This window comes from Halobaculum sp. D14 (genome assembly GCF_051195135.1).
Classification (GTDB): domain Archaea; phylum Halobacteriota; class Halobacteria; order Halobacteriales; family Haloferacaceae; genus JBNTKA01.
In genome coordinates this window covers 25,831-43,290 of sequence record NZ_JBNTKA010000002.1, presented here as the reverse complement: position 1 = coordinate 43,290, position 17,460 = coordinate 25,831, and the positions used below count along the sequence as shown (strand labels likewise).

20 protein-coding genes are annotated in these 17,460 nt (G+C 67.2%); 6 read left to right on the top strand and 14 right to left on the bottom strand.

What is annotated here, in order from left to right; translation table 11 throughout:
- Window positions 1–53: 53 nt before the first annotated feature.
- Window positions 54–305 carry a hypothetical protein gene (locus tag ACQUST_RS05970; RefSeq protein ID WP_435126243.1) on the top strand — a complete coding sequence of 84 codons (252 nt, stop codon included), beginning with the start codon at window positions 54–56 and terminating at the stop codon, window positions 303–305.
- Between the two features lie 110 nt (window positions 306–415).
- Here ACQUST_RS05970 and ACQUST_RS05965 read toward each other — a convergent pair whose 3' ends face one another.
- Window positions 416–559, bottom strand: a complete 144-nt coding sequence (locus ACQUST_RS05965) for a DUF7556 family protein (RefSeq protein WP_435126240.1) — start codon at window positions 557–559, stop codon at window positions 416–418.
- 197 nt (window positions 560–756) lie between these two features.
- Here ACQUST_RS05965 and ACQUST_RS05960 point away from each other — a divergent pair, with 197 nt between their 5' ends.
- The 3 genes from ACQUST_RS05960 to ACQUST_RS05950 are packed head-to-tail and all read left to right on the top strand — an operon-like array spanning window position 757 to window position 4,050.
- Window positions 757–1,614 (top strand): CBS domain-containing protein, encoded by an 858-nt coding sequence (locus ACQUST_RS05960; RefSeq protein ID WP_435126238.1) that lies wholly within the window; start codon window positions 757–759, stop codon window positions 1,612–1,614.
- The gene (gene glyS, locus ACQUST_RS05955; protein ID WP_435126236.1) at window positions 1,614–3,455 is read left to right on the top strand and encodes a glycine--tRNA ligase; all 1,842 of its coding nucleotides are present in this window, start codon (window positions 1,614–1,616) and stop codon (window positions 3,453–3,455) included. The genes ACQUST_RS05960 and glyS overlap by 1 nt, the downstream gene beginning before the upstream one ends.
- A gap of 4 nt (window positions 3,456–3,459) precedes the next feature.
- Window positions 3,460–4,050 (top strand): dolichol kinase, encoded by a 591-nt coding sequence (locus ACQUST_RS05950; protein WP_435126234.1) that lies wholly within the window; start codon window positions 3,460–3,462, stop codon window positions 4,048–4,050.
- Window positions 4,051–4,151: 101 nt separating this feature from the next.
- Here the strand turns inward: ACQUST_RS05950 and flaJ are convergent, their stop codons facing one another.
- The 12 genes from flaJ to ACQUST_RS05890 form a co-directional block, all read right to left on the bottom strand.
- Window positions 4,152–5,903 (bottom strand): archaellar assembly protein FlaJ, encoded by a 1,752-nt coding sequence (gene flaJ / locus ACQUST_RS05945; protein ID WP_435126232.1) that lies wholly within the window; start codon window positions 5,901–5,903, stop codon window positions 4,152–4,154.
- Between the two features lie 12 nt (window positions 5,904–5,915).
- Window positions 5,916–7,586: a type II/IV secretion system ATPase subunit gene (locus tag ACQUST_RS05940; protein WP_435126230.1), complete on the bottom strand. Its 1,671-nt coding sequence runs from the start codon at window positions 7,584–7,586 to the stop codon at window positions 5,916–5,918.
- 82 nt (window positions 7,587–7,668) lie between these two features.
- A complete protein-coding gene (locus tag ACQUST_RS05935; RefSeq protein ID WP_435126228.1) occupies window positions 7,669–8,427 on the bottom strand; it encodes an ATPase domain-containing protein in 759 nt (252 codons plus the stop codon).
- Window positions 8,424–8,876, bottom strand: coding sequence for a flagellar protein G (locus ACQUST_RS05930; RefSeq protein WP_435126226.1), 453 nt, complete (start codon window positions 8,874–8,876; stop codon window positions 8,424–8,426). Before ACQUST_RS05930 ends, ACQUST_RS05935 begins: the two co-directional genes overlap by 4 nt.
- Window positions 8,876–9,313, bottom strand: a complete 438-nt coding sequence (locus ACQUST_RS05925) for a hypothetical protein (RefSeq protein ID WP_435126223.1) — start codon at window positions 9,311–9,313, stop codon at window positions 8,876–8,878. The genes ACQUST_RS05930 and ACQUST_RS05925 overlap by 1 nt, the downstream gene beginning before the upstream one ends.
- Window positions 9,297–10,736, bottom strand: a complete 1,440-nt coding sequence (locus ACQUST_RS05920) for a FlaD/FlaE family flagellar protein (protein WP_435126221.1) — start codon at window positions 10,734–10,736, stop codon at window positions 9,297–9,299. Before ACQUST_RS05920 ends, ACQUST_RS05925 begins: the two co-directional genes overlap by 17 nt.
- 260 nt (window positions 10,737–10,996) lie before the next feature.
- Window positions 10,997–11,545 (bottom strand): chemotaxis protein CheD, encoded by a 549-nt coding sequence (locus tag ACQUST_RS05915; protein WP_435126218.1) that lies wholly within the window; start codon window positions 11,543–11,545, stop codon window positions 10,997–10,999.
- The gene (locus ACQUST_RS05910; protein WP_435126215.1) at window positions 11,532–12,761 is read right to left on the bottom strand and encodes a chemotaxis protein CheC; all 1,230 of its coding nucleotides are present in this window, start codon (window positions 12,759–12,761) and stop codon (window positions 11,532–11,534) included. Before ACQUST_RS05910 ends, ACQUST_RS05915 begins: the two co-directional genes overlap by 14 nt.
- Before the next feature lie 2 nt (window positions 12,762–12,763).
- Window positions 12,764–13,126: a chemotaxis protein CheY gene (gene cheY / locus ACQUST_RS05905; protein WP_435126212.1), complete on the bottom strand. Its 363-nt coding sequence runs from the start codon at window positions 13,124–13,126 to the stop codon at window positions 12,764–12,766.
- Window positions 13,127–13,235: 109 nt separating this feature from the next.
- Entirely contained in the window at window positions 13,236–14,069 is an 834-nt protein-coding gene (locus ACQUST_RS05900; RefSeq protein WP_435126209.1) for a DUF7500 family protein, read from the bottom strand.
- A 59-nt stretch (window positions 14,070–14,128) separates the two neighbouring features.
- Window positions 14,129–14,734: an archaellin/type IV pilin N-terminal domain-containing protein gene (locus tag ACQUST_RS05895; RefSeq protein ID WP_435126206.1), complete on the bottom strand. Its 606-nt coding sequence runs from the start codon at window positions 14,732–14,734 to the stop codon at window positions 14,129–14,131.
- Window positions 14,735–14,736: 2 nt separating this feature from the next.
- Window positions 14,737–15,327, bottom strand: coding sequence for an archaellin/type IV pilin N-terminal domain-containing protein (locus ACQUST_RS05890; protein ID WP_435126203.1), 591 nt, complete (start codon window positions 15,325–15,327; stop codon window positions 14,737–14,739).
- 264 nt (window positions 15,328–15,591) lie between these two features.
- Between ACQUST_RS05890 and ACQUST_RS05885 the strand changes: the two genes are divergently transcribed.
- The gene (locus ACQUST_RS05885) at window positions 15,592–15,933 is read left to right on the top strand and encodes an ArsR/SmtB family transcription factor (protein ID WP_435126201.1); all 342 of its coding nucleotides are present in this window, start codon (window positions 15,592–15,594) and stop codon (window positions 15,931–15,933) included.
- A gap of 43 nt (window positions 15,934–15,976) precedes the next feature.
- Here the strand turns inward: ACQUST_RS05885 and ACQUST_RS05880 are convergent, their stop codons facing one another.
- Complete coding sequence (locus ACQUST_RS05880) at window positions 15,977–16,708, bottom strand: RAD55 family ATPase (RefSeq protein ID WP_435126198.1); 732 nt, start codon at window positions 16,706–16,708, stop codon at window positions 15,977–15,979.
- Window positions 16,709–16,850: 142 nt separating this feature from the next.
- On the opposite strand from ACQUST_RS05880, the gene ACQUST_RS05875 reads away from it, so the two are divergent.
- Window positions 16,851–17,438 (top strand): response regulator transcription factor, encoded by a 588-nt coding sequence (locus tag ACQUST_RS05875; RefSeq protein ID WP_435126196.1) that lies wholly within the window; start codon window positions 16,851–16,853, stop codon window positions 17,436–17,438.
- Window positions 17,439–17,460 lie beyond the last annotated feature (22 nt).

The following is a 17,460-nucleotide window of genomic DNA, read 5'->3' as shown; positions in this document are numbered from 1 at the left end:
GGCGGCGGCCGGAACTCCCCACTGCTTTTTCCGTTCGCGCCCGACGCGACGGTATGCGCCTCTGGCTGGTCGAACGCGAGTACGACACGCGGCAGACCGTGACGCTCCGGTACGCGACGGTCGACGGCGACGCCACGTACACGCGGCAAGCGTCCGTCGAGTTACTGCAGCGAAACCCGGCGACCGCGGCCGTCGAAAAGACCGAAGACGACGTCGCCGCTGTCGACGACGAGGAGGCCCGCGAGCGCTACGCGGCGGAGGCGGAGCGGATGGCCGACGAACACGACCCGGACGACGTCGTGTGAGTTCGGCTGCGCAGTGTCACCACGGCGGCGCGGCGGAGCGACGTGCTGTGAGTCGACGTGCGGCGGAGCGGCGTGAAAAGTGAAGAGCGGTGCGCGGACGGGTCAGCGGCTCAACACCAGTTCTCGAGGACCGGTGCGTCTCGCTCTCCGATGGAGAGCCACGCGTCGTCGTGTTCGATGTCGGCAATGACGAACTCCGCGGTGGATTCGTCGACTGACGCCATCACCTCGGGCTCCGTGCTGACCCGTGTCATGAATGCGACTCTCTCCCACACACTGATAAGCACATCGGAACGACAGCCGCGGCGACGCGATCGCCGAAACGGCCGAGTGGAACGAGTCGGACGGCGCCCGGGGTTGTGAGTCTGGTGGCCGTCCGGCTGAACGGCACCGTGAGACAGGTGAACGGGGCTTCGCAGTTTACAAGAGGCGTCGGCGGGAAAGCCGGGGTATGAACGTAGCCGACGCGATGACGCCGCGGGAGGACCTGGTGACGGTGTCGCTCCCGGGCAGCCGCGACGACGCCCTAGCGTACCTGCAGGAGTACAAGTTCTCCTCGGTGCCGGTGGTGAAAGAGACGGACGGCGGCGAGCAGTACCGCGGCCTCGTCTCCCGCGACGACATCACGGAGAACCCCGACGAGGACCAGCTCGCGCTGCTGCTGCGCGAGGTACCGACGGTGACGCCGTCGACCAACCTCCGGGACGCCGCACAGATCATGCTCGGCGACGGCATCCGCCGCATCCCGGTCGTCGAAACCGACGACGGCGACCGGCTCGCCGGCATCGTCACCGTCACCGACGTCGTCCACGCCATCGCTCACGGCGACATCGACGTCGACGAGACCTGCGGCGACGTCGCCGGCCGCGACGTCAACACGGTGTACGCCGAGACGCCGCTCCCGGTCGCCGAGCGCGAACTGTACTACGCGAACGTCCCGTACGCGGTCGTGCTGGGCGACGACGGCGACATGGCCGGCGTGCTCACGGAGGTCGACGTGCTCGACGTCGCGCGCATCGTCGAGGGCGAAGACGACACCGGCGGCTCCATCGCCGACGAGGACGACGACTGGAAGTGGGAGGGCATCAAGTCCGTCGGGAACGCCTACGTCCCGACCCGGAACGTCCAGATTCCGGCAGAGGCGGTGTCCGAGTTCATGACCGCCGACGTCGTCACCGTCGGCCGGCGCCGCACCGTCACCGAGGCCGCCCAGGCGATGATCACGAACGACGTCGAGCAGCTCCCGCTCGTCACCGGCGGCGACCTCGCCGGCATCGTCCGCGACGTCGACCTGCTGGAGGCGCTGTAATGGCGACGCAGTCGGACGTCATGGAGCTGGCGAAGCGCCGCGGCTTCTTCTTCGGCGCCAACGGCGCGTACGGCGGCGTCGCCGGCTTCTACACCTACGGCCCGCAGGGCGCCGCGCTGAAAGACAACCTCGAATCCGCGTGGCGTGACCGGTTCACCGTCAAGCAGGGTAACCACGAAATCGAGGCGCCGACCGTGATGCCGGAGGCCGTCTTCGAGGCGTCCGGCCACCTCGACGGCTTCGACGACATGCTCGTCGAGTGCCCCGAGTGCGGCGAGTCCCACCGCGCCGACCACCTCATCGAGGACAACACCGGCATCGAGGAGGCCGAGTCGCTCCCGATTTCGGAGGTCGAGATGCTGATTCGCGACCACGACCTGCGCTGCCCGTCCTGCGACGCCGCGCTGGCGGACGAGCCGGTCGAGGAGTTCAACCTCATGTTCGAGACCGCCATCGGCCCCGGCTCCGGCCAGCCCGGCTACCTCCGCCCGGAAACGGCGCAGGGCATCTTCGTGGAGTTCCCGCGGCTCAAAGAGTACGCCCGGAACCGGCTGCCGTTCGGCGTCACGCAGATCGGCCCGGCGTACCGGAACGAGATTTCGCCGCGGAAGGGCATCATCCGCGTCCGCGAGTTCACGCAGGCCGAACTGGAGCAGTTCATCGACCCCGAGACCGACGAACCGCCGCTGGCCGACGTCGAAGACGTCGAAGTGACGCTGTACCCCGCCGACGAGCAGGAGGCCAGCGAGGCGCAGAGCGCCTCGGAGGCGAGCGGCGAAGCCGCGAGCGCGGACGGCGAGCCGTACACGGCGACCGTCGGCGAGGCGGTCGAGGAAGGCGTCATCGGCTCCGACTGGGTGGCGTACTACCTCGGCGTCGCGCAGGGGTGGTACGAGCGCATCGGCGTCGACATGGACCGGTTCCGGTTCCGTCAGCACCTCCCCGGCGAACTCGCACACTACGCCGCGGACTGCTGGGACGCCGAGGCCGAAGTCGACGGCGACTGGATCGAAATCACCGGCTTCGCCTACCGCGGCGACTACGACCTGAAAAAGCACGCCGAACACTCCGGCGAGTCGTTCACGGTGTTCCAGCAGTACGACGAGCCGAAGACGGTGGAGCGCGCCACGGTCGACCCGGACATGGCGACGCTCGGCCCCGAGTTCGGCGGCGACGCCGGCGCGGTGGCTGACGCGCTCGAGTCGCTCGCCGAGCGCGACCCGGACGCCTTCGACGCCGACGAGGTCACCGTCACCGTCGACGGCGAGACGTACGCGGTGGACGCGGACGTCGCGAACTTCTCGGTGGAGGAGGTGACGGAGAACGGCGAGCACGTCACGCCGCACGTCGTCGAGCCGTCGTTCGGCGTCGACCGCATCCTGTACACGCTCGTCGAACACGCCTACCGCGAGGACACCGTCGACGGCGAGCCGCGGACGTACCTCTCGCTGGAGTCCGAGGTGGCGCCGCGGGACGCCGCGGTCTTCCCGCTCGTCACCAACGACGACGAACTGACGGCGCTCGCCGACGACGTGATGGCGGCGCTGCGCGACGCCGGCCTCTCCGTCGAGTACGACGACTCCGGCAGCATCGGCCGCCGGTACCGACGGCAGGACGAGGTCGGCACGCCGTTCTGCGTCACCGTCGACCGCGACGGCCTCGAAGGCGGCGGCCCGGACACCGTGACGGTCCGCGAACGCGACTCGGCGCGGCAGGTCCGGCTCCCCGTCGACGACGTCGCCGACGAACTCGCGGCGCTGCACGACGCCGAGTCCGACCGGACGTTCGGCGACGTCGCAGCCGCGTACGACGAAATCGACACCGGCGTCGACACGGCCTGAGCCGATGAGCGGCGAACTCAACCGACGGCTCGTCCACGCGTCCGGGACGGGGCTGCCGCTGCTGTACGTCCTGGAGCTGGTGACGTGGTCGCAGCTCCAGGCGCTGTTCGGCGCCGCCGTCGTCGTCGCGTTCGCGCTCGAGTTCGCCCGGCTCGTCGTCGGCGTCGACCACCGCGTCTACGACGAACTGACCCGCCAGTACGAACAGGACAACGTCGCCGGCTACGCGCTGTACATGGTCGGCTCGTTCATCGCCGTCGTCGTGTTTCAGCCGGCGATGGCCGTCCCGGCCGTGCTGATGTTGACCATCGGCGACCCGGTGTCGGGCTACCTCGGCTCGAACGACGCGACGACCGCGAAGGAACTGGGCGTGCTCGGCGTCATGTTCCTCGTCTGCTTCGCGCTCGCCGTGCCGTTCACCGTCCCGGCGTTCGGCCGGGTCGCCGGCGTCGCGGTCGCCGCCGCCGGCGCCGCTGGCGCGACCGCCGCCGACGGACTGAAGCCGGTCATCCGCGGCTACGTCGTCGACGACAACCTCACGATTCCGCCGGTCGCCGGCGCGGCCATGACCGCGACGCTGTCGCTGCTCGGCTGACGGGCGCTGCCGCGGAGACGGGCGCTGCCGCGGAGACGAACCCCGGGGAGAAATGGAGGCTTGAGCGGGCGCCGAGCCGGGAGCGGCGGAGCCGAGTCCCGTCAGATGGTCAGGATAGACGTGACGAGGTGTTTCGTGAAGATGGCGACCAGGCAGCCGAGCCACGTCATCAGCACGAAGTGGAGGTAGGCGTTCGCCTTGTTGCCGCCGTCGATGGTCCGAATCATCACCGACGAGAGGACGGCGTTGAACAGGATGACGAGCAGCAGCAGGAACTCGATGAGCGCGATGTCGTAGGCGCCGGCGTAGATGATCTGGCCGACGCTGCCGGTGTCGGTGATGTTGAACTGCGCGGAGAGGTCGGCGAGGATGCTGACGACCTGCAGGCCGATGAAGAACGCGAACGCGGAGGCGGACGTGATGCCGTACAGCAGCCCGATCATGGTGACGGTCGCCTGCCGGCGCTGCTCGCGGAGCTGCATCACCGTGTTCATGTTCTCGGAGATGAGTTCGCCGAGCTGTTTGGGCTCCCCGCCCATCGACCGCCCCTCGAGGTACATGTCGGAGAACTTCTGGATGAGGTACGACCGGGTGTCGGTGGCGAAGGTGTACCACGCCTGCCCGGAGTCGATGCGGATGTTGAGCCGGCGGTACAGCCGCGTGATGGAGTCGGTGAGCGCGCCGAAGTCCTTCTGGTGGAGCGTCTCGAGGACGTCGCCGGTGGTGGACTGCTTCGCGGATTCGGCGGCGCCGAGCGCGCGGATGAACGACGGGAACTCGGCGTCGCGCTCCTCGATGTTGCGCTCTTCGATGCGGAGCATCACGCCGGTGAACGCCATCGGCGTGATGGGGACGCAGATGTACAGCGGCAGCGGGATTTCGTTGAGGAAGAACAGGAGGCCGCGGAGCCCCGGGCCGACGTCGAACAGGCCGGCGCCGACGTACGCGACGAGCAGGAACGTCGCGCCGACGCCGACAGCGAAGCTGAGCCACAGCCGGAAGTCCGACGGCGCGCCCTGCTCGGAGTGGAACCACACCGGGTCGTGCGGCGCCATCGCCCGGATGATGACGTAGAAGGCGAGCTGAACGACCATGAACAGGACGATGACCGCAGACACCGTCGCGGTCGGGTTGTTCCCGGTGAGAATCGGGAGGACGATGGCGAACACCAGCGCGAACGTCATCGACAGAATCATCGACATGTAGAGGTCCTTCATGACCTCGAGGTTCGCGAGCGCGCCCTCGTACACCGTGATGTAGTTCTGGATGACGGCGTCCTGTTCGGACAGCAGGAAGTCGTCGAGCGACTGGCCGGCGCCGATGGTGTAGCCGAGCCGGTCGAAGAAGTCGGAGAAGGCGTCCGACGGCACCTCCTTCGCGCGGCGGCGCAGCGCGTCGTCGAGCGACTGGTTCCAGGTGTCGACGAGGTGGGTGACGCGGGCGAGTTCGTCCGCGGCGGCGCCGTACTCCTCCTCTGCGGCGAGCGTCCGGAACACCTCCATCCGGTCGATGTTCGTCGTCGACAGCACCGTCATGTGCGTCATGACGAGGTGCAGCTGGTTCTCGATGGCGACCTTCCGGCCGTTCAGGTACAGCTTCGGGTAGATGACCGCGGCGACGAACACGAGCAGGCCGAGCGCCGGAATCGGGAGCCTGACCGTCAGCGGCAGCGGGAGCAGGACGGCGCCGACGAGCGTCAGGAGGAGGAAGCCGAACGACGGCAGCAGCACGACGCCGACGTACTTCCGCTTGGACATGTCGAGCGCGTCGTACGAGTCCAGCAGGTCCGCGACTGCCTCGGCTACGGAGTCGGGGAACAGCTCGGAGTCGGACGTCGACGCGCCGGTGCTCATCTGTCGGTCCCGCTACCTCGTCGAGCGGTGCATGTCGAACGGGAGGCCCTCGACGCCGTCGCGCTGGAACGACGTGATGGCCTCGTTCACCTCGTGGTAGCCGAGGACGCCCTCCTGAATCATGCGGTCGACGAGGTCGGCCCGGAACGACAGGTCGTCGTAGATGTCGCGGGTGTCTGCGTAGCCGAGCAGCGTCGCGATCTGGTCTTCGAGGACGTACGAGTTGTTCATGCCGCGGAACACGATTTCGTCCTCGACGGGGTCCCAGTTGAACACTTCGCGGGTGACGACGCCGTCCATCTCCTTCGAGTACCCCTCGATCTCCTGGACGGACGTGACGCGGCGAAGCACCTTGTCGCCCTGCTTCACGCGGTTCTGGAACAGCGCGACGTCGGCGTTGTCCATGAACGTCTCGGGGACGTTGATGGGGTCGGACGTGAACCGCTGAATCATCGAGACGATGTCGGACGCGTGGAACGTCAGCATGACGGGGTGGCCGGTCTGGGCGGCCTGGAACGCCATGCGACCTTCGGCGCCACGCACCTCACCGACGATGATGTAGTCGGGCCGGGAGCGCAGCGCGGCCGCGACGAGGTCGAACATGTCGACGTCGTTCGAGTCGCCGCCGTCGCCCTCGCGGGTGAGCAGCTGCTGCCACGTGTTGTGCGGCGGGACGACCTCCGCGGTGTCCTCCGCGGTGTATATCTTGGAGTCCCGCGGGATGTACGAGAGGATGGAGTTCAGCGTCGTCGTCTTCCCGGACGCCGTCTCCCCGACGACGAACACGGTCTGTTCGTTCTCCAGGCACAGCCAGAGGTACGCCGCCAGCTCCGGGCTGAGCGTCCCCCACTTCGTGATCTGGTTGACCGACAGCGGCGTGTCCTCGCTCTGCCGGATGGTGAGCGACGACCCCTTGATGGAGACGTCGTCGGAGTAGATGATGTTGATACGGGAGCCGTCCGGGAGCGTCGAGTCGACGATGGGGTGGGAGTCGGAGACCGGGTCGCCCATCCGTTCGCCCATGTTGCGGAGCCAGTTGTCGAACTCCTTCGGCGTCCCGAAGTCGACGGTGGTCTCCAGCATACCGAAGACGCCGTGGTCGACGTGGCACTCCTTCGGCCCGATGACGTGAATGTCCTCGTTCTCCGGGTCGCGCATCACCGGTTCGAGCGGCCCGAACCCGACGATGTCGCGGTTCAGTCGGTACCGAATCGACTCGTAGGTCTGCTGGGACACCTCGGTGCGCCCGAAGTTCATCACCTTCGACAGCGGCCCGTAGTCGCCCTGCTCTTCGGCGATGACGGTGACCTCTTCGAGCAGCTCCTCGATGAGGTCGTCGTAGCCGGCTTCGGCGTCCGGCGTCTGTTTGTGGCCGCTCTTGTTCAGCAGTTTGCCCTTCACGATGTCGAGCACCTGCTCTTCGGCCGACGACAGCGTCGGTTCGACGGCGTAGTACTTCGTGTCCTGCCCGAAGTCGCCGTAGACGTGACAGTAGATGGGGCCGCCGACCGGGTACAGCACGTTCGGCCGCCGCGTCTCGTGTTCGCCCTCGATTTCGTCGACGAACATCGGGAACTCCCCGGTGATCTGTTTGAACTTCTGCAGGTGCTCCCGGAGGTGCGGTCGCTTCATCGCGAGCTGCTTCAGTTCGCTGGACGGCTGCGCAGTTCCTTGGTCCGTCATGTCATATCACCTCTGGTTGTCGCGTGTGGCGTGCGGCGTCGCCGCGGCGGTCGCGGCACCGGGTGCACGCCGGGCCCCGGCATCAGGCGACGCTCCGTGACTCGATGACGATTCCCGTGCCGGACCGCACGGAGAACCCGATGGTGTCGCCGACCTGGCTGCCCATGCCGGCGAAGCGTTTCACGGCGATGTTCCGCCGGACGTCGCTGCCGACCTCCACCATCTGGAGTTCGAAGAAGACGTCCGCGATGGAGCGGAACGGGCCGATGGCCTCCTCGCCGACCGCCGAGGGGTCGACGGTGAGGACGATGACTTTCCCCTCCGAAATCATGTCGCGGAAGAACGAGATGATTTCGAGGGCGGCCTGCCGCTCGTCGTTGTTCCGGACGAGCGCCTCGAACGTCGGGTCGTTCCGGAGGATGGAGTCGAACGTGTCGATGATGATGACGTCGGAGTTCCACATCGTCTCCGCCTCCATCAGCCGCTTCAGCAGCTCCTTGCGGTCGCCCGATGACTCCGAGAAGTTGCCGCCGGAGTCGAAGTCGGCTGCGAGGAACAGCAGCTCCTCGTTCAACAGCGGCTTGGTGACGTCGTAGTCGAGCGAGTACATCTGGTCGATGAACCCGGAGACGGTGAGCTCCGTCGACAGCAGCGTGACGCTCGCGCCCTCCTCGACGAGCCCGTAGCTGAACCGCTGGCTGATGGCGGACTTGCCGGCGCCGTAGTCGCCCTCCATGAGGACGATGGAGCCGCGCGGGATGCCGCCGCCGAGTTCCTTGTTCAGCTGGTCGCGCTCCGGGAGGCCGATGGACAGCAGCGTGTTCTGTTGGTTCCGGCTCATGTTCTGAAGGTGAACACCTCCTCGTCTTCGCGGACCACCAGCTTCAGCCGGTGGTCGCCCGCATCGAGGTTGTCTGCGGGGATTTCGAGCTTCACGACTTCGCCGGAGTACCACGTCGACGCGGCGCCGACGACGCTGACGGACACGTCGGTCTCGTACTGACCGTCGAGTATCACGTCGAACGCCGCCGGCGACGCCTCGAGCGTGGACGACCCGGTGTTGCGGACGTAGACCGTGACGTTGCCGTTGCCGGACGTGTTCCAGACGGGCGCGCCGGGGTCGGAGACGATTTCGGTGTCGGCACGGACGTCGCCGGCGACGTCGAGGGACCGGGCGCTGATGGCGTCGCTGACCCGGCCGACCTCGCTGGTGAGCGTGCCGGCGACGGAGGCGGCGACGAGGATGGCGGCGATGAACAGGATCATCTCGGCGGCGCTGCCGCCCGCCATCAGGCCACCTCCTCGGCGTCGCTGACGCCGTGGTCCACGACGACGCTGCTCCGACTCGGCTCGGACGGCAGTCCGACCTCGAACCGGGCGGTTTCGCCGGGCAGCCACAGCGACGTCGCGGCGTCGCCGGCGACGGTGACGTTCTCGGGCGGCACCGTGACGTAGCTGTTGTCGGCGAACAGGTCGACGTGGTCGAGCGACAGCGACGTGGTGCCGTCGTTCTCGGCGGTGACGACCAGCGTCGAGTTGCCGTCGTAGTACGTTGCGTTCGTCACGGTGATGTGTGTGTTCTGCTGGTCGAGCGCGCGGTCGCGTGCGGCGTGGTGTGCTTCTGTGACCTGTTCTGCGCCGTTCGCTGCGGCCGGGTAGAGGATGCCCGCGGCGAGGAACACGCCGAGGAACACGACGGCCGACGACGCGCTAACGCTGAGGCCCATGCAGGCCCCCCGAGAGCTGCGGCCACCGGTCGATGACGACCGACTCGGCCGTGGCGTTGGTTAGCTGCATGATGTATTTCAGGCTCTGCGTGTGGTGGTCCAGGTCGAGCTGGGACGTTCCGGGGCGGTCCATGAGGTTCCGGTCGATGTCGCCGAAGCCGGAGAGGAACGCCTTGAGCTGGTCTGCGACGTCGTCGTCGATCCAGTCGACGCGGTGGTAGTAGTTGACGGCGCGGACGGCGTCGGTGGTGCTGGACTCCTCGACGAGGTACTCCAGCCACTCCATCACCATCAGGTCGCCGACGTAGTCGCCGGGGAGGTCACAGAGATACGGCTTCTCCGGCTCGTCGGAGAGGTCGTCCTCCTCGACGAACTCGAAGCCGCCGTCGTCGCCGCCGACGCCCGCGGAACTCGGGTCCGTCGGCGCGGCCGTCGATGTCCCGGCGTCCGGTTCCGGCTCGGGTTCGGGGTCGTCGGCCACGTCGAGGTCGTCGCCGCCGTGGCCGTTGCCGGCTTCCGGGCCTGCGTCGAGCGCGTCGAGCGGGTCGTCGTCCGGCTCCGCCTCCGCCTCGTCGTCGCCGGGCGCTTCGTCCCAGTCGGCGTCACCGGATTCGTATTCGTCTTTCAGTTCGCTGAAGCTCTTACCTCCGTTGTCGCTCGCCATAGTTTCTGAATCAGTGGTGTCGTCGTCGGTTTCATCGTCGAGTTCGTCGAAGCCGTCGTCCAGCCCGTCGAGGTCGTCCCCGTCATCCAGGTCGTCTTCGCCGTCGCCGAGGTCGTCGTCCTCCGCGAGGTCCTCGTCGAAGAACCCTTCCGCGTCGGCGGTGGCGAGGTCCTCGTCGAGGTCCTCCTCTACCTCCTCGGCGCCGTCGTCGTCGAACAGCCCGAAGCTGCCCTCGCCGCCGAGGTCGTCACCGGCCATGCCGCCGGTGGAGACGTCGTCGACGAACGGGTTGATGCCCCGCGTCACCATCTCGTAGATGTCGAGGAGGCTCCGGACGTCCTCGCCCATGTCGTCGACCTGCCCGGAGATCTCCTCGTTCTCCGAGCGGACCGTGTTGACGGTGGAGGAGAGGCTGGCGACCTCGTTTTCGAGGTCTTCGAGCCGCTTCTCTAGTTCGGCTGTGGAGTCGTCGCCCCCGTCGTCGCCGCCGCCGAAGGGGTCGTCGTCGTCCCAGTCGTCCATTTCGCCTAATTCGCCGAGGTCGTCGCCCCCGCCGTCGCCGCCGTCGGCGTCGCCGCCGCCGAACGCGCCGTCGTCGTCGAGCAACGGGTCCTCGGAGTCGTCGGTGTCCACGGAGTCGTCGTCGCCGTCGCGGAACCGATCGAGGAGGCTCGCGCCGAGCAGGCCGAGCGAGGCGAGGAGCCACGCCTGGCCGCCTGGGATGACCCCGGCTCCCGACAGTGCGGTGAGGAGACCCATTGCCTCGATTCTTCCCTGACCGAAACTTAAACCCTCCCCGCAGATTATCGGGGGCGATAACAGACGCCTCAGGCTGTCGCGGACGAGATTCCGGTCGGCGAATCGGTGGCCGTCGTGACTACCGCAGCGAGGAACTACCGCTGTGAGAGACTACCGCCGCGAGGAACTACCGCCCCGAGAGTAATTGCCGCGCGCAGGGGAGCGGTTCGCCGTGGAGAAGGCCGTGAGTGCAGTTTGAGGCTCGGTTGGCGACCGCGACGCTACAGTACGAGCTGTGAGCCGTCGGCGTACGAGATGCGGAGGTCGCCGGAGGCGGTGTCGAACTGGATGGATCGGCCGCGGTCACCGCCCGTGTCGTCCGCGACGACCGGGACGTCGAGCCGTTCGAGCACCGCTTCCGCCGCGGCGACGTTCCGTTCGCCGATTGAGCCGGCGTCGTCGCCGAGATCCAGGTTCAGGATGGCGGCGCCGCCGACGAGTTTCGCGCGGAGTTCGCCGCGGGCCGCGCCGGCGTCGACGAGTTCGTCGACGAGCAGCCCGACCCCTTCCGCGACGAACTTCGTCTCCGGACCCGGCCGGTCGGCCGCGGCCGGCAGCATCGCGTGGAGCAGCCCGCCGGTTTCGGTCCGCGGGTGGTACAGCGTCACGCCGAGACAGGAGCCGAGGCCGCTGGTGACGAGGACGGCGCCGTCGGTGGCGACGCCGTGTTCTGACAGGCCGACTTTGCGTCGCGGCGCGCCGTCGATAGTGAACTCGGTCGGCGGGGCCGCGTCGCCGCCCGGACTGGCGTGAGAATCAGTGAAGTCCATCGCCCCCGACCGTTCCGCCGTCGGCGGCCGCCGGGTCGATGCGGTCGAGCGCCGCCGCCAGTTCCTGCTGGTCCGGCAGCGCGTAGATGTCACACCGGACGTCGCCGTCGGGCGTGTGGACCGTGGAGTCGATGATGAACGCGTGGTCCTGTCGGCGGCAGAGCCGGCTGACGAGCGGGCTCATCACGGCCGACCCCATGTCGTGGACGAACTGCGGCGGCGTGTGCTCGATGGACGTGCCGAGCACGTTCGCCCAGCCGTCGATGAACCCGGACGTCATGATGTTGCCGAGTTCCCGGAGCGCCCCCTTCTCCATGTCGCCGATGCCGGGGTCGGTCTCGGTCGGAATCATGCCGGCGGCGACTTCCTCGGCGGACGCCTCGTCGAACAGGATGGCGAGGAAGCCGCTCGGCTCCCCGTGGAGTTCGAAGATGGTTCCGGCGACGGTTTCGTCGCCCACCTCCGAGGGGACGTCCTGCACCGGGACGAACCGGAGCCGGGAGACGTCGACGTCGGTTTCGGTGCCGGTCATCATCGTGATGTTGTCGGCGGCGCTGGACGCGCCGCGCTTCGTCATCTGGTTGAACGCCGGGAGCTTGTCGACCGGGACGGCTTCGCCGGCGGCGGCGGAGGCGCTCGGGTTCGCGCCGTCGTGGCCGAGCATGTCGGTGAAGCCGGCGTACTCCGGCAGCATGTAGATGGTGAACGACAGCTCCGTGTCCATCGACGAGATCTGCGATTCGAACATGAACACGCCGGCGCGGTCAGAGTCGAACGCGCCGTCCGGCAGGATGTCGGGGCCGGACGCCTGCACGTACGTCGGCGGCGTCATGTCGATGGCGACGCCGAGGTGGTCTGCCCAGCCGTCGATGAACCCGGACGTCATGATGTTGCCGGCTTCGGTGACGCCGCTGCGAACGAGGGCGTCGTCGTCGCTGCCGCCCGGCATGAGCCGCGAGACGAGTTCGCCGGCGGCGTCGCGTTCGAACGCCATCACAGTCTGCCCGGCGATGCCGCCGTGCAGCCCGATTTCGACGCCGACGAACTCCCGGCCGGCGAACGCCTCTTCGAGGTCGCCCGCCGCCATCAGCGTCACGTCCGTGACGTCGACGTACACGTCCGTGCCGGTGAGCTGGCCGAGGGCGTCGGCGGCGCGGTCGGCGCCCTGGCTCGCCAGGTCGCTGAAGGTGCCGAGCGACTGGATGTCGACGTACATCCCTACGCCGGGACCACGTCGTTGATTGCTTCGAGGACGTTCGGTTTCTGGAACGGCTTCGTGATGTACCCCTCCGCGCCGGCCTTCACGGCGGCTTTCATCTTCTCTTCCTGCCCGACGCTGGTGCACATGATGATGTTCGCGCCGGGGTTGTCCGCCGTGATCTCCTCGGTCGCCTCGATGCCGTTCCGGATCGGCATCACGATGTCCATCATCACCAGGTCCGGGTCGTACTCGCCGTACATGTCGACGGCTTCGACGCCGTTCTCCGCCTCCCCCACGATTTCGAACTCGCCTTCGAGAATCTCCCGGAGCAGGTTCCGCATGAACTCCGAGTCGTCGGCGATCAACACTTTAGTCGGCATAGGTATCTGCCACCCTCCAGCGGACATAAACGCTCCCCCGAGAGTATCAGCCGTGAAAACAGACGCGTGCCGCTTCGGTGAGCCCTCGCGGAGGCGCCGGCGCCGGGCGTTACTCCAGCGTCAGCCCGCCGGACTCCTCCATCGCGGCGAGCAGGTCGTCGATGGAGTCGCTCCGCGACAGGCCGAGGTCGGCGAGCGACCGCGTCACCGCCGCGGCCGGCACCTCCACCGACGAGTCCATCTCGACGAGCAGAATCCCGAGCGCCCGCGCCGCCGTCGCGTCGTCGCCGGCGGCCGACGCCGCGAACCACGTCGCCAGCGTCTCGAACGCCTCGACGACGTCGTCGGACGCCATCCGGTGCCGCGTCGTCTCGTCGCCGAACGACAGCGTCGCGTCGAAGCCGTACTCGAACTCCGACTCCGACAGCGACTCCGCGAGCCACTGCCCGACCGTCGCGGCGTCCACGTCGCCGGCGGCGGCCGACGAACCGCGGTTCTGCGACGGCGCGCCCCGGCGGCTGTGTGACGCCGGACTGCCCGGCGACTCGTCCTGCTGCCGAGACGCGCCGCCGGACGGCTCGGCGGCCGGCTGCGTCGACGTGGCCGTCCCGTCGTCGCCCGGGAGGCCGTCCAGCGCGTCGCTGCCGGTCGGGACGTCGGCGGCGTCCGCGCTCGCCTCAGCGCCGCCGCCGAGGTCGCGGGCCGCGATGTCGCTCACCGAGGGAGCCTTCGAGTCGTCGGGCGCCACGTCGCCCGCCGACTCCGGGCTCCGAGCCTCCGCGTCGGCGTCCGGAGCGTCGTCCTCCGGGTCGGGCGGGGCGCGCGGCGGACCCGCGCCCGCGGAGACGACGTAGCGATCGTCGCCCAGCTCCCGGACGTACTCGCTCCGGGAGATGTCGAGATCGTCCGGGTCGAGCGCCGGATCGCTGTGGTCGTCGCTCATCAGTGCAGTGTACGTTCGTGGAGCGCTAAAAAGGTGTGAGTCGATTCAGCGGGACCGGCTTACAGTTCCACGCCCTGCTTCCCGTTGAGGGACTCAGGGACGGTGAACCGAACCGCCGTCGTCGCGCCCGCCATCGTGTTGATCTTGATCGTGACTGACTCGCCCTCACTGAGCGTGTCCGGCGAGTCGGAGCCGGTCAGGTCGAAGGTCATCTTCAGCCGGTCGTCGGCGTCGTTGAGAACCGGCACGGAGTTGTCAGCGTCCTTGACCTGAGTCACCGAGAAGTCACTGTCGGCGTTCGTTGCAGCATCGGACACGTTGGCGTGGACGATGGTGTACGTGCCGTCCGGGCCGATCCAGTTGACGGTGGCGTTCCGCAGGTCGATTTCACCCGCACCAGGGGCCTGCGAGACGGTGACGTTGACCTTATCGATCGTCGAGTTGGTAGTGTCCACGTGACCAGTGGTCGAGATGGCCTGCAGGCGGTCGGACACCTGCTGTGCGGACTGTTCTCCCGTCGCCTGCGCTTTCGATTGGAGGAAGCCGGCCGTGTTGATCAGGACCCCCGCGGCGATCGCCGCCACGAGCACCATCGCGATGAACACGATGAGCGTCCCGATACCAACCTGACCGCGCTCTTCCTCTTCGGTGATGAACTCGAACATGGTTACAGTTCAACCGCGCTCTTGCCGTCGAGCGACTGCGGGACGGTGAACCGGACCGTCGTCGTCGCGCCCGACATCGTGTTAATCTTGATGGTCACCGACTGCCCCTCCTGGAGGAACGCCGGAGCGTTGCTATCACTTAGATCAAACTCGATGTTGAACCGGTCGTCCGGATCGTTGAGAACGGTGTTGGACCCGTCAGTGTTCTTGACGATGGACGTGCCGAACTGCCACCCGTCCTCGCTCGAGGAGTTGTGCGTCAACGTCTCGGTGCCTTGCGGCCCGATCCAGCTGATTGTGGCGTTAGAGAGGTCGACCTCTCCGGAGCCAGGTGCGAGCGTGACCGTGACGTTCACGTAGTCGACCTTACCGCCATTAGTGACGTTACCGGAGGTAACGACTTCCTGCAGGCGGTCGGACACCTGCTTCGCTGACTGCTGTCCCGTTTCCTGTGCTTTCGACTGGAGGAAGCCGGCCGTGTTGATCAGGACCCCCGCGGCGATCGCCGCCACGAGCACCATCGCGATGAACACGATGAGTGTCCCGATACCAACCTGACCGCGCTCTTCCTCGTCCGTTATGAACTCGAACATCTGTTTGGTAGTGGGTCCCGGCTCGCGCCGTACGGCCGGGCTCTGGGCGCACCAAATCGGATTTGCCTATTAAAACTGACTCGCTAGTTTTCAGAGTAGATAACTACCGGCGACGTCTGCCTCAATCCGTCGAACCGTTCCAGTCGGTCAGGTACGTCGTGGTATTCAGCCGTGATACCGCCCAGTTGCCGCCGACAGATTCGGCGGACACGGCCGGAATGCGGTCGGTACGCTTATACCTCGGAAAATCAGATACGATACTCAATGGCGGTGGACGACGAGGAAATCATCGAGGTGCTCGGGAACAAGTACAACCCCGAAATCCTCGACGCGGCTGGGGAACCGAAGTCGGCACAGGAGCTTTCGGACGAACTCGGCGTCCCGATTGCGACCTGCTACCGACGCATCAACGAACTCGAAGAGACGGACCTCATCGAGCTGCACGACCGGCCGCTGTCGGACGAACACCGCCGAATCAAGGTGTATCGGCGCTGCGTCGACGGCGTCAACGTCAGGTTCCGAGACGGGCTCACGGTCGAGCTGGAGCGGCGGTCGGAAGTGAAGAACAAGCTCGACCAGGTGTGGCAGACGATGAACGACAACTGAGAGACCGGGCGGGTCGTGAGGCGCGACGCGTCGGGCGGCCCGGCTAGAAGCCGGCGTCCGGGCCGTCGCGGCCCATCATCGAGAAGCCGCCGGCGCGCTCGTACACTTTGATGCCGCCGTCGGCGATCTCCATCGGGAAGATGTCGGTGTCGATGTCCTGTTTCCGCATCTTCGCGACCCAGACGTAGCGGTTCACGCCGGAGTCGGTCGGCGTCTGGATGAAGTAGATGTTCCCGTCGGTGAGGAAGTTCTCGAGGCCGATTTCGGTTTCGGGGAAGACGGCGCCCTGCTCGTTGATGAGCAGCGACGTCAGCCCGTTCTGCTTGAGGATGTCGGAGAACTTCAGCAGGTAGGTGCGTTTCTCCTGCTCCGTCTCGAAGAACAGTTCGAACATCGTGAGCGAGTCGAGGACGAGGCGGTCGTAGGCCTGCTCGCCGAAGTCCTCCAGCAGCGTGTCCATCGTGGAGGTGAAATCGCCCTCCCGGAGCATGTGGCTCTTGTCGTACACTTTGATGTCGCCGTCGTCGACGAGCGACCCCCACTCGGAGAACCCGATGGACTCGGCCGCCTCACGGATGTCCGCTTCGTTCTCCTCGAAGGAGATGTAGATGCCCTGCTCGTCGAACTCGGTGACGCCGGTGTAGAGGTACTGAATGCCGAACAGCGACTTCCCGGTGCCGGGGTTCCCGCTCACGAGTACCGTCGCGTCTTTCACCAGCCCGCCGTTGAGAATGGAGTCGAGGCCGTCGACCCCGGTTTTGACCGTATCGACCATGCTCGTTGACAGACGTGGGGGCCGCATAAATGAAAACGGTTCCGACGCCGAGGCCCGCCGTGTGCGATAGGTTTAAGGTCGGAGGATTCTCCGTCACAGCCATGACTGGATTCCGCGCGCGGCCCACGGTGAGTACGGGGCGATGACGCGGCACGTGCTTATCGTCGAGGACGAACCGGAGGTCGCAGACCTCTACCGGGGCTACCTCGCCGACGACTACGACGTCGACGTCGCGACCACGGGCGAGGAGGCGCTGGAGCTCGCCGACGAGACGGTCGACGCCGTGCTGCTCGATCGGCGACTCCCGGACCTGTCCGGGTCGGAGGTGCTCACCGAACTCCGCGCACGCGACCTGAACTGCCGGGTCGCGATGGTGACCGCCGTCGAGCCTGACGTCGACATCATCGAGATGGGCTTCGACCTCTACCTGGTGAAGCCGGCGACCCGCGACGACATCGTCTCCGCCGTGGAGCGGCTGGACACGCGCGCGAACTACGACACGAAGCTCCAGCGGACCGCCGCGCTCGTCACGAAGCGGGCCGTCCTGGAGACGGAGCGGACGCCGACCGAGCTCCGGTCGAGCCCGGAGTACGACGACCTCATCGCTCGCATCGAAGGGCTCGAATCGGAGCTCGACGACCTCGCGACCGCGTTCTCCACCGACGACTACCGGATGCTGTTCCGCGACATCGGCGACGACGGCAGCCGGTCCACGACCGAATCCGTCTAGCCCCGCACTGGCTGCCGTCGTC

What these genes read in the sequence shown, in the direction of transcription:
- ACQUST_RS05915 (WP_435126218.1), bottom strand. Translation starts at nt 11,545, where the DNA reads ATGGACTTCACTGATTCTCACGCCAGTCCGGGCGGCGACGCGGCCCCG.
- ACQUST_RS05935 (WP_435126228.1), bottom strand. Translation starts at nt 8,427, where the DNA reads ATGAGCCGGAACCAACAGAACACGCTGCTGTCCATCGGCCTCCCGGAG.
- glyS (WP_435126236.1), top strand. Translation starts at nt 1,614, where the DNA reads ATGGCGACGCAGTCGGACGTCATGGAGCTGGCGAAGCGCCGCGGCTTC.
- ACQUST_RS05930 (WP_435126226.1), bottom strand. Translation starts at nt 8,876, where the DNA reads ATGGCGGGCGGCAGCGCCGCCGAGATGATCCTGTTCATCGCCGCCATC.
- ACQUST_RS05950 (WP_435126234.1), top strand. Translation starts at nt 3,460, where the DNA reads ATGAGCGGCGAACTCAACCGACGGCTCGTCCACGCGTCCGGGACGGGG.
- ACQUST_RS05940 (WP_435126230.1), bottom strand. Translation starts at nt 7,586, where the DNA reads ATGACGGACCAAGGAACTGCGCAGCCGTCCAGCGAACTGAAGCAGCTC.
- ACQUST_RS05925 (WP_435126223.1), bottom strand. Translation starts at nt 9,313, where the DNA reads ATGGGCCTCAGCGTTAGCGCGTCGTCGGCCGTCGTGTTCCTCGGCGTG.
- ACQUST_RS05885 (WP_435126201.1), top strand. Translation starts at nt 15,592, where the DNA reads ATGGCGGTGGACGACGAGGAAATCATCGAGGTGCTCGGGAACAAGTAC.
- ACQUST_RS05965 (WP_435126240.1), bottom strand. Translation starts at nt 559, where the DNA reads ATGACACGGGTCAGCACGGAGCCCGAGGTGATGGCGTCAGTCGACGAA.
- ACQUST_RS05960 (WP_435126238.1), top strand. Translation starts at nt 757, where the DNA reads ATGAACGTAGCCGACGCGATGACGCCGCGGGAGGACCTGGTGACGGTG.
- ACQUST_RS05890 (WP_435126203.1), bottom strand. Translation starts at nt 15,327, where the DNA reads ATGTTCGAGTTCATAACGGACGAGGAAGAGCGCGGTCAGGTTGGTATC.
- ACQUST_RS05920 (WP_435126221.1), bottom strand. Translation starts at nt 10,736, where the DNA reads ATGGGTCTCCTCACCGCACTGTCGGGAGCCGGGGTCATCCCAGGCGGC.
- ACQUST_RS05970 (WP_435126243.1), top strand. Translation starts at nt 54, where the DNA reads ATGCGCCTCTGGCTGGTCGAACGCGAGTACGACACGCGGCAGACCGTG.
- ACQUST_RS05895 (WP_435126206.1), bottom strand. Translation starts at nt 14,734, where the DNA reads ATGTTCGAGTTCATCACCGAAGAGGAAGAGCGCGGTCAGGTTGGTATC.
- flaJ (WP_435126232.1), bottom strand. Translation starts at nt 5,903, where the DNA reads ATGAGCACCGGCGCGTCGACGTCCGACTCCGAGCTGTTCCCCGACTCC.
- ACQUST_RS05875 (WP_435126196.1), top strand. Translation starts at nt 16,851, where the DNA reads ATGACGCGGCACGTGCTTATCGTCGAGGACGAACCGGAGGTCGCAGAC.
- ACQUST_RS05880 (WP_435126198.1), bottom strand. Translation starts at nt 16,708, where the DNA reads ATGGTCGATACGGTCAAAACCGGGGTCGACGGCCTCGACTCCATTCTC.
- ACQUST_RS05900 (WP_435126209.1), bottom strand. Translation starts at nt 14,069, where the DNA reads ATGAGCGACGACCACAGCGATCCGGCGCTCGACCCGGACGATCTCGAC.
- cheY (WP_435126212.1), bottom strand. Translation starts at nt 13,126, where the DNA reads ATGCCGACTAAAGTGTTGATCGCCGACGACTCGGAGTTCATGCGGAAC.
- ACQUST_RS05910 (WP_435126215.1), bottom strand. Translation starts at nt 12,761, where the DNA reads ATGTACGTCGACATCCAGTCGCTCGGCACCTTCAGCGACCTGGCGAGC.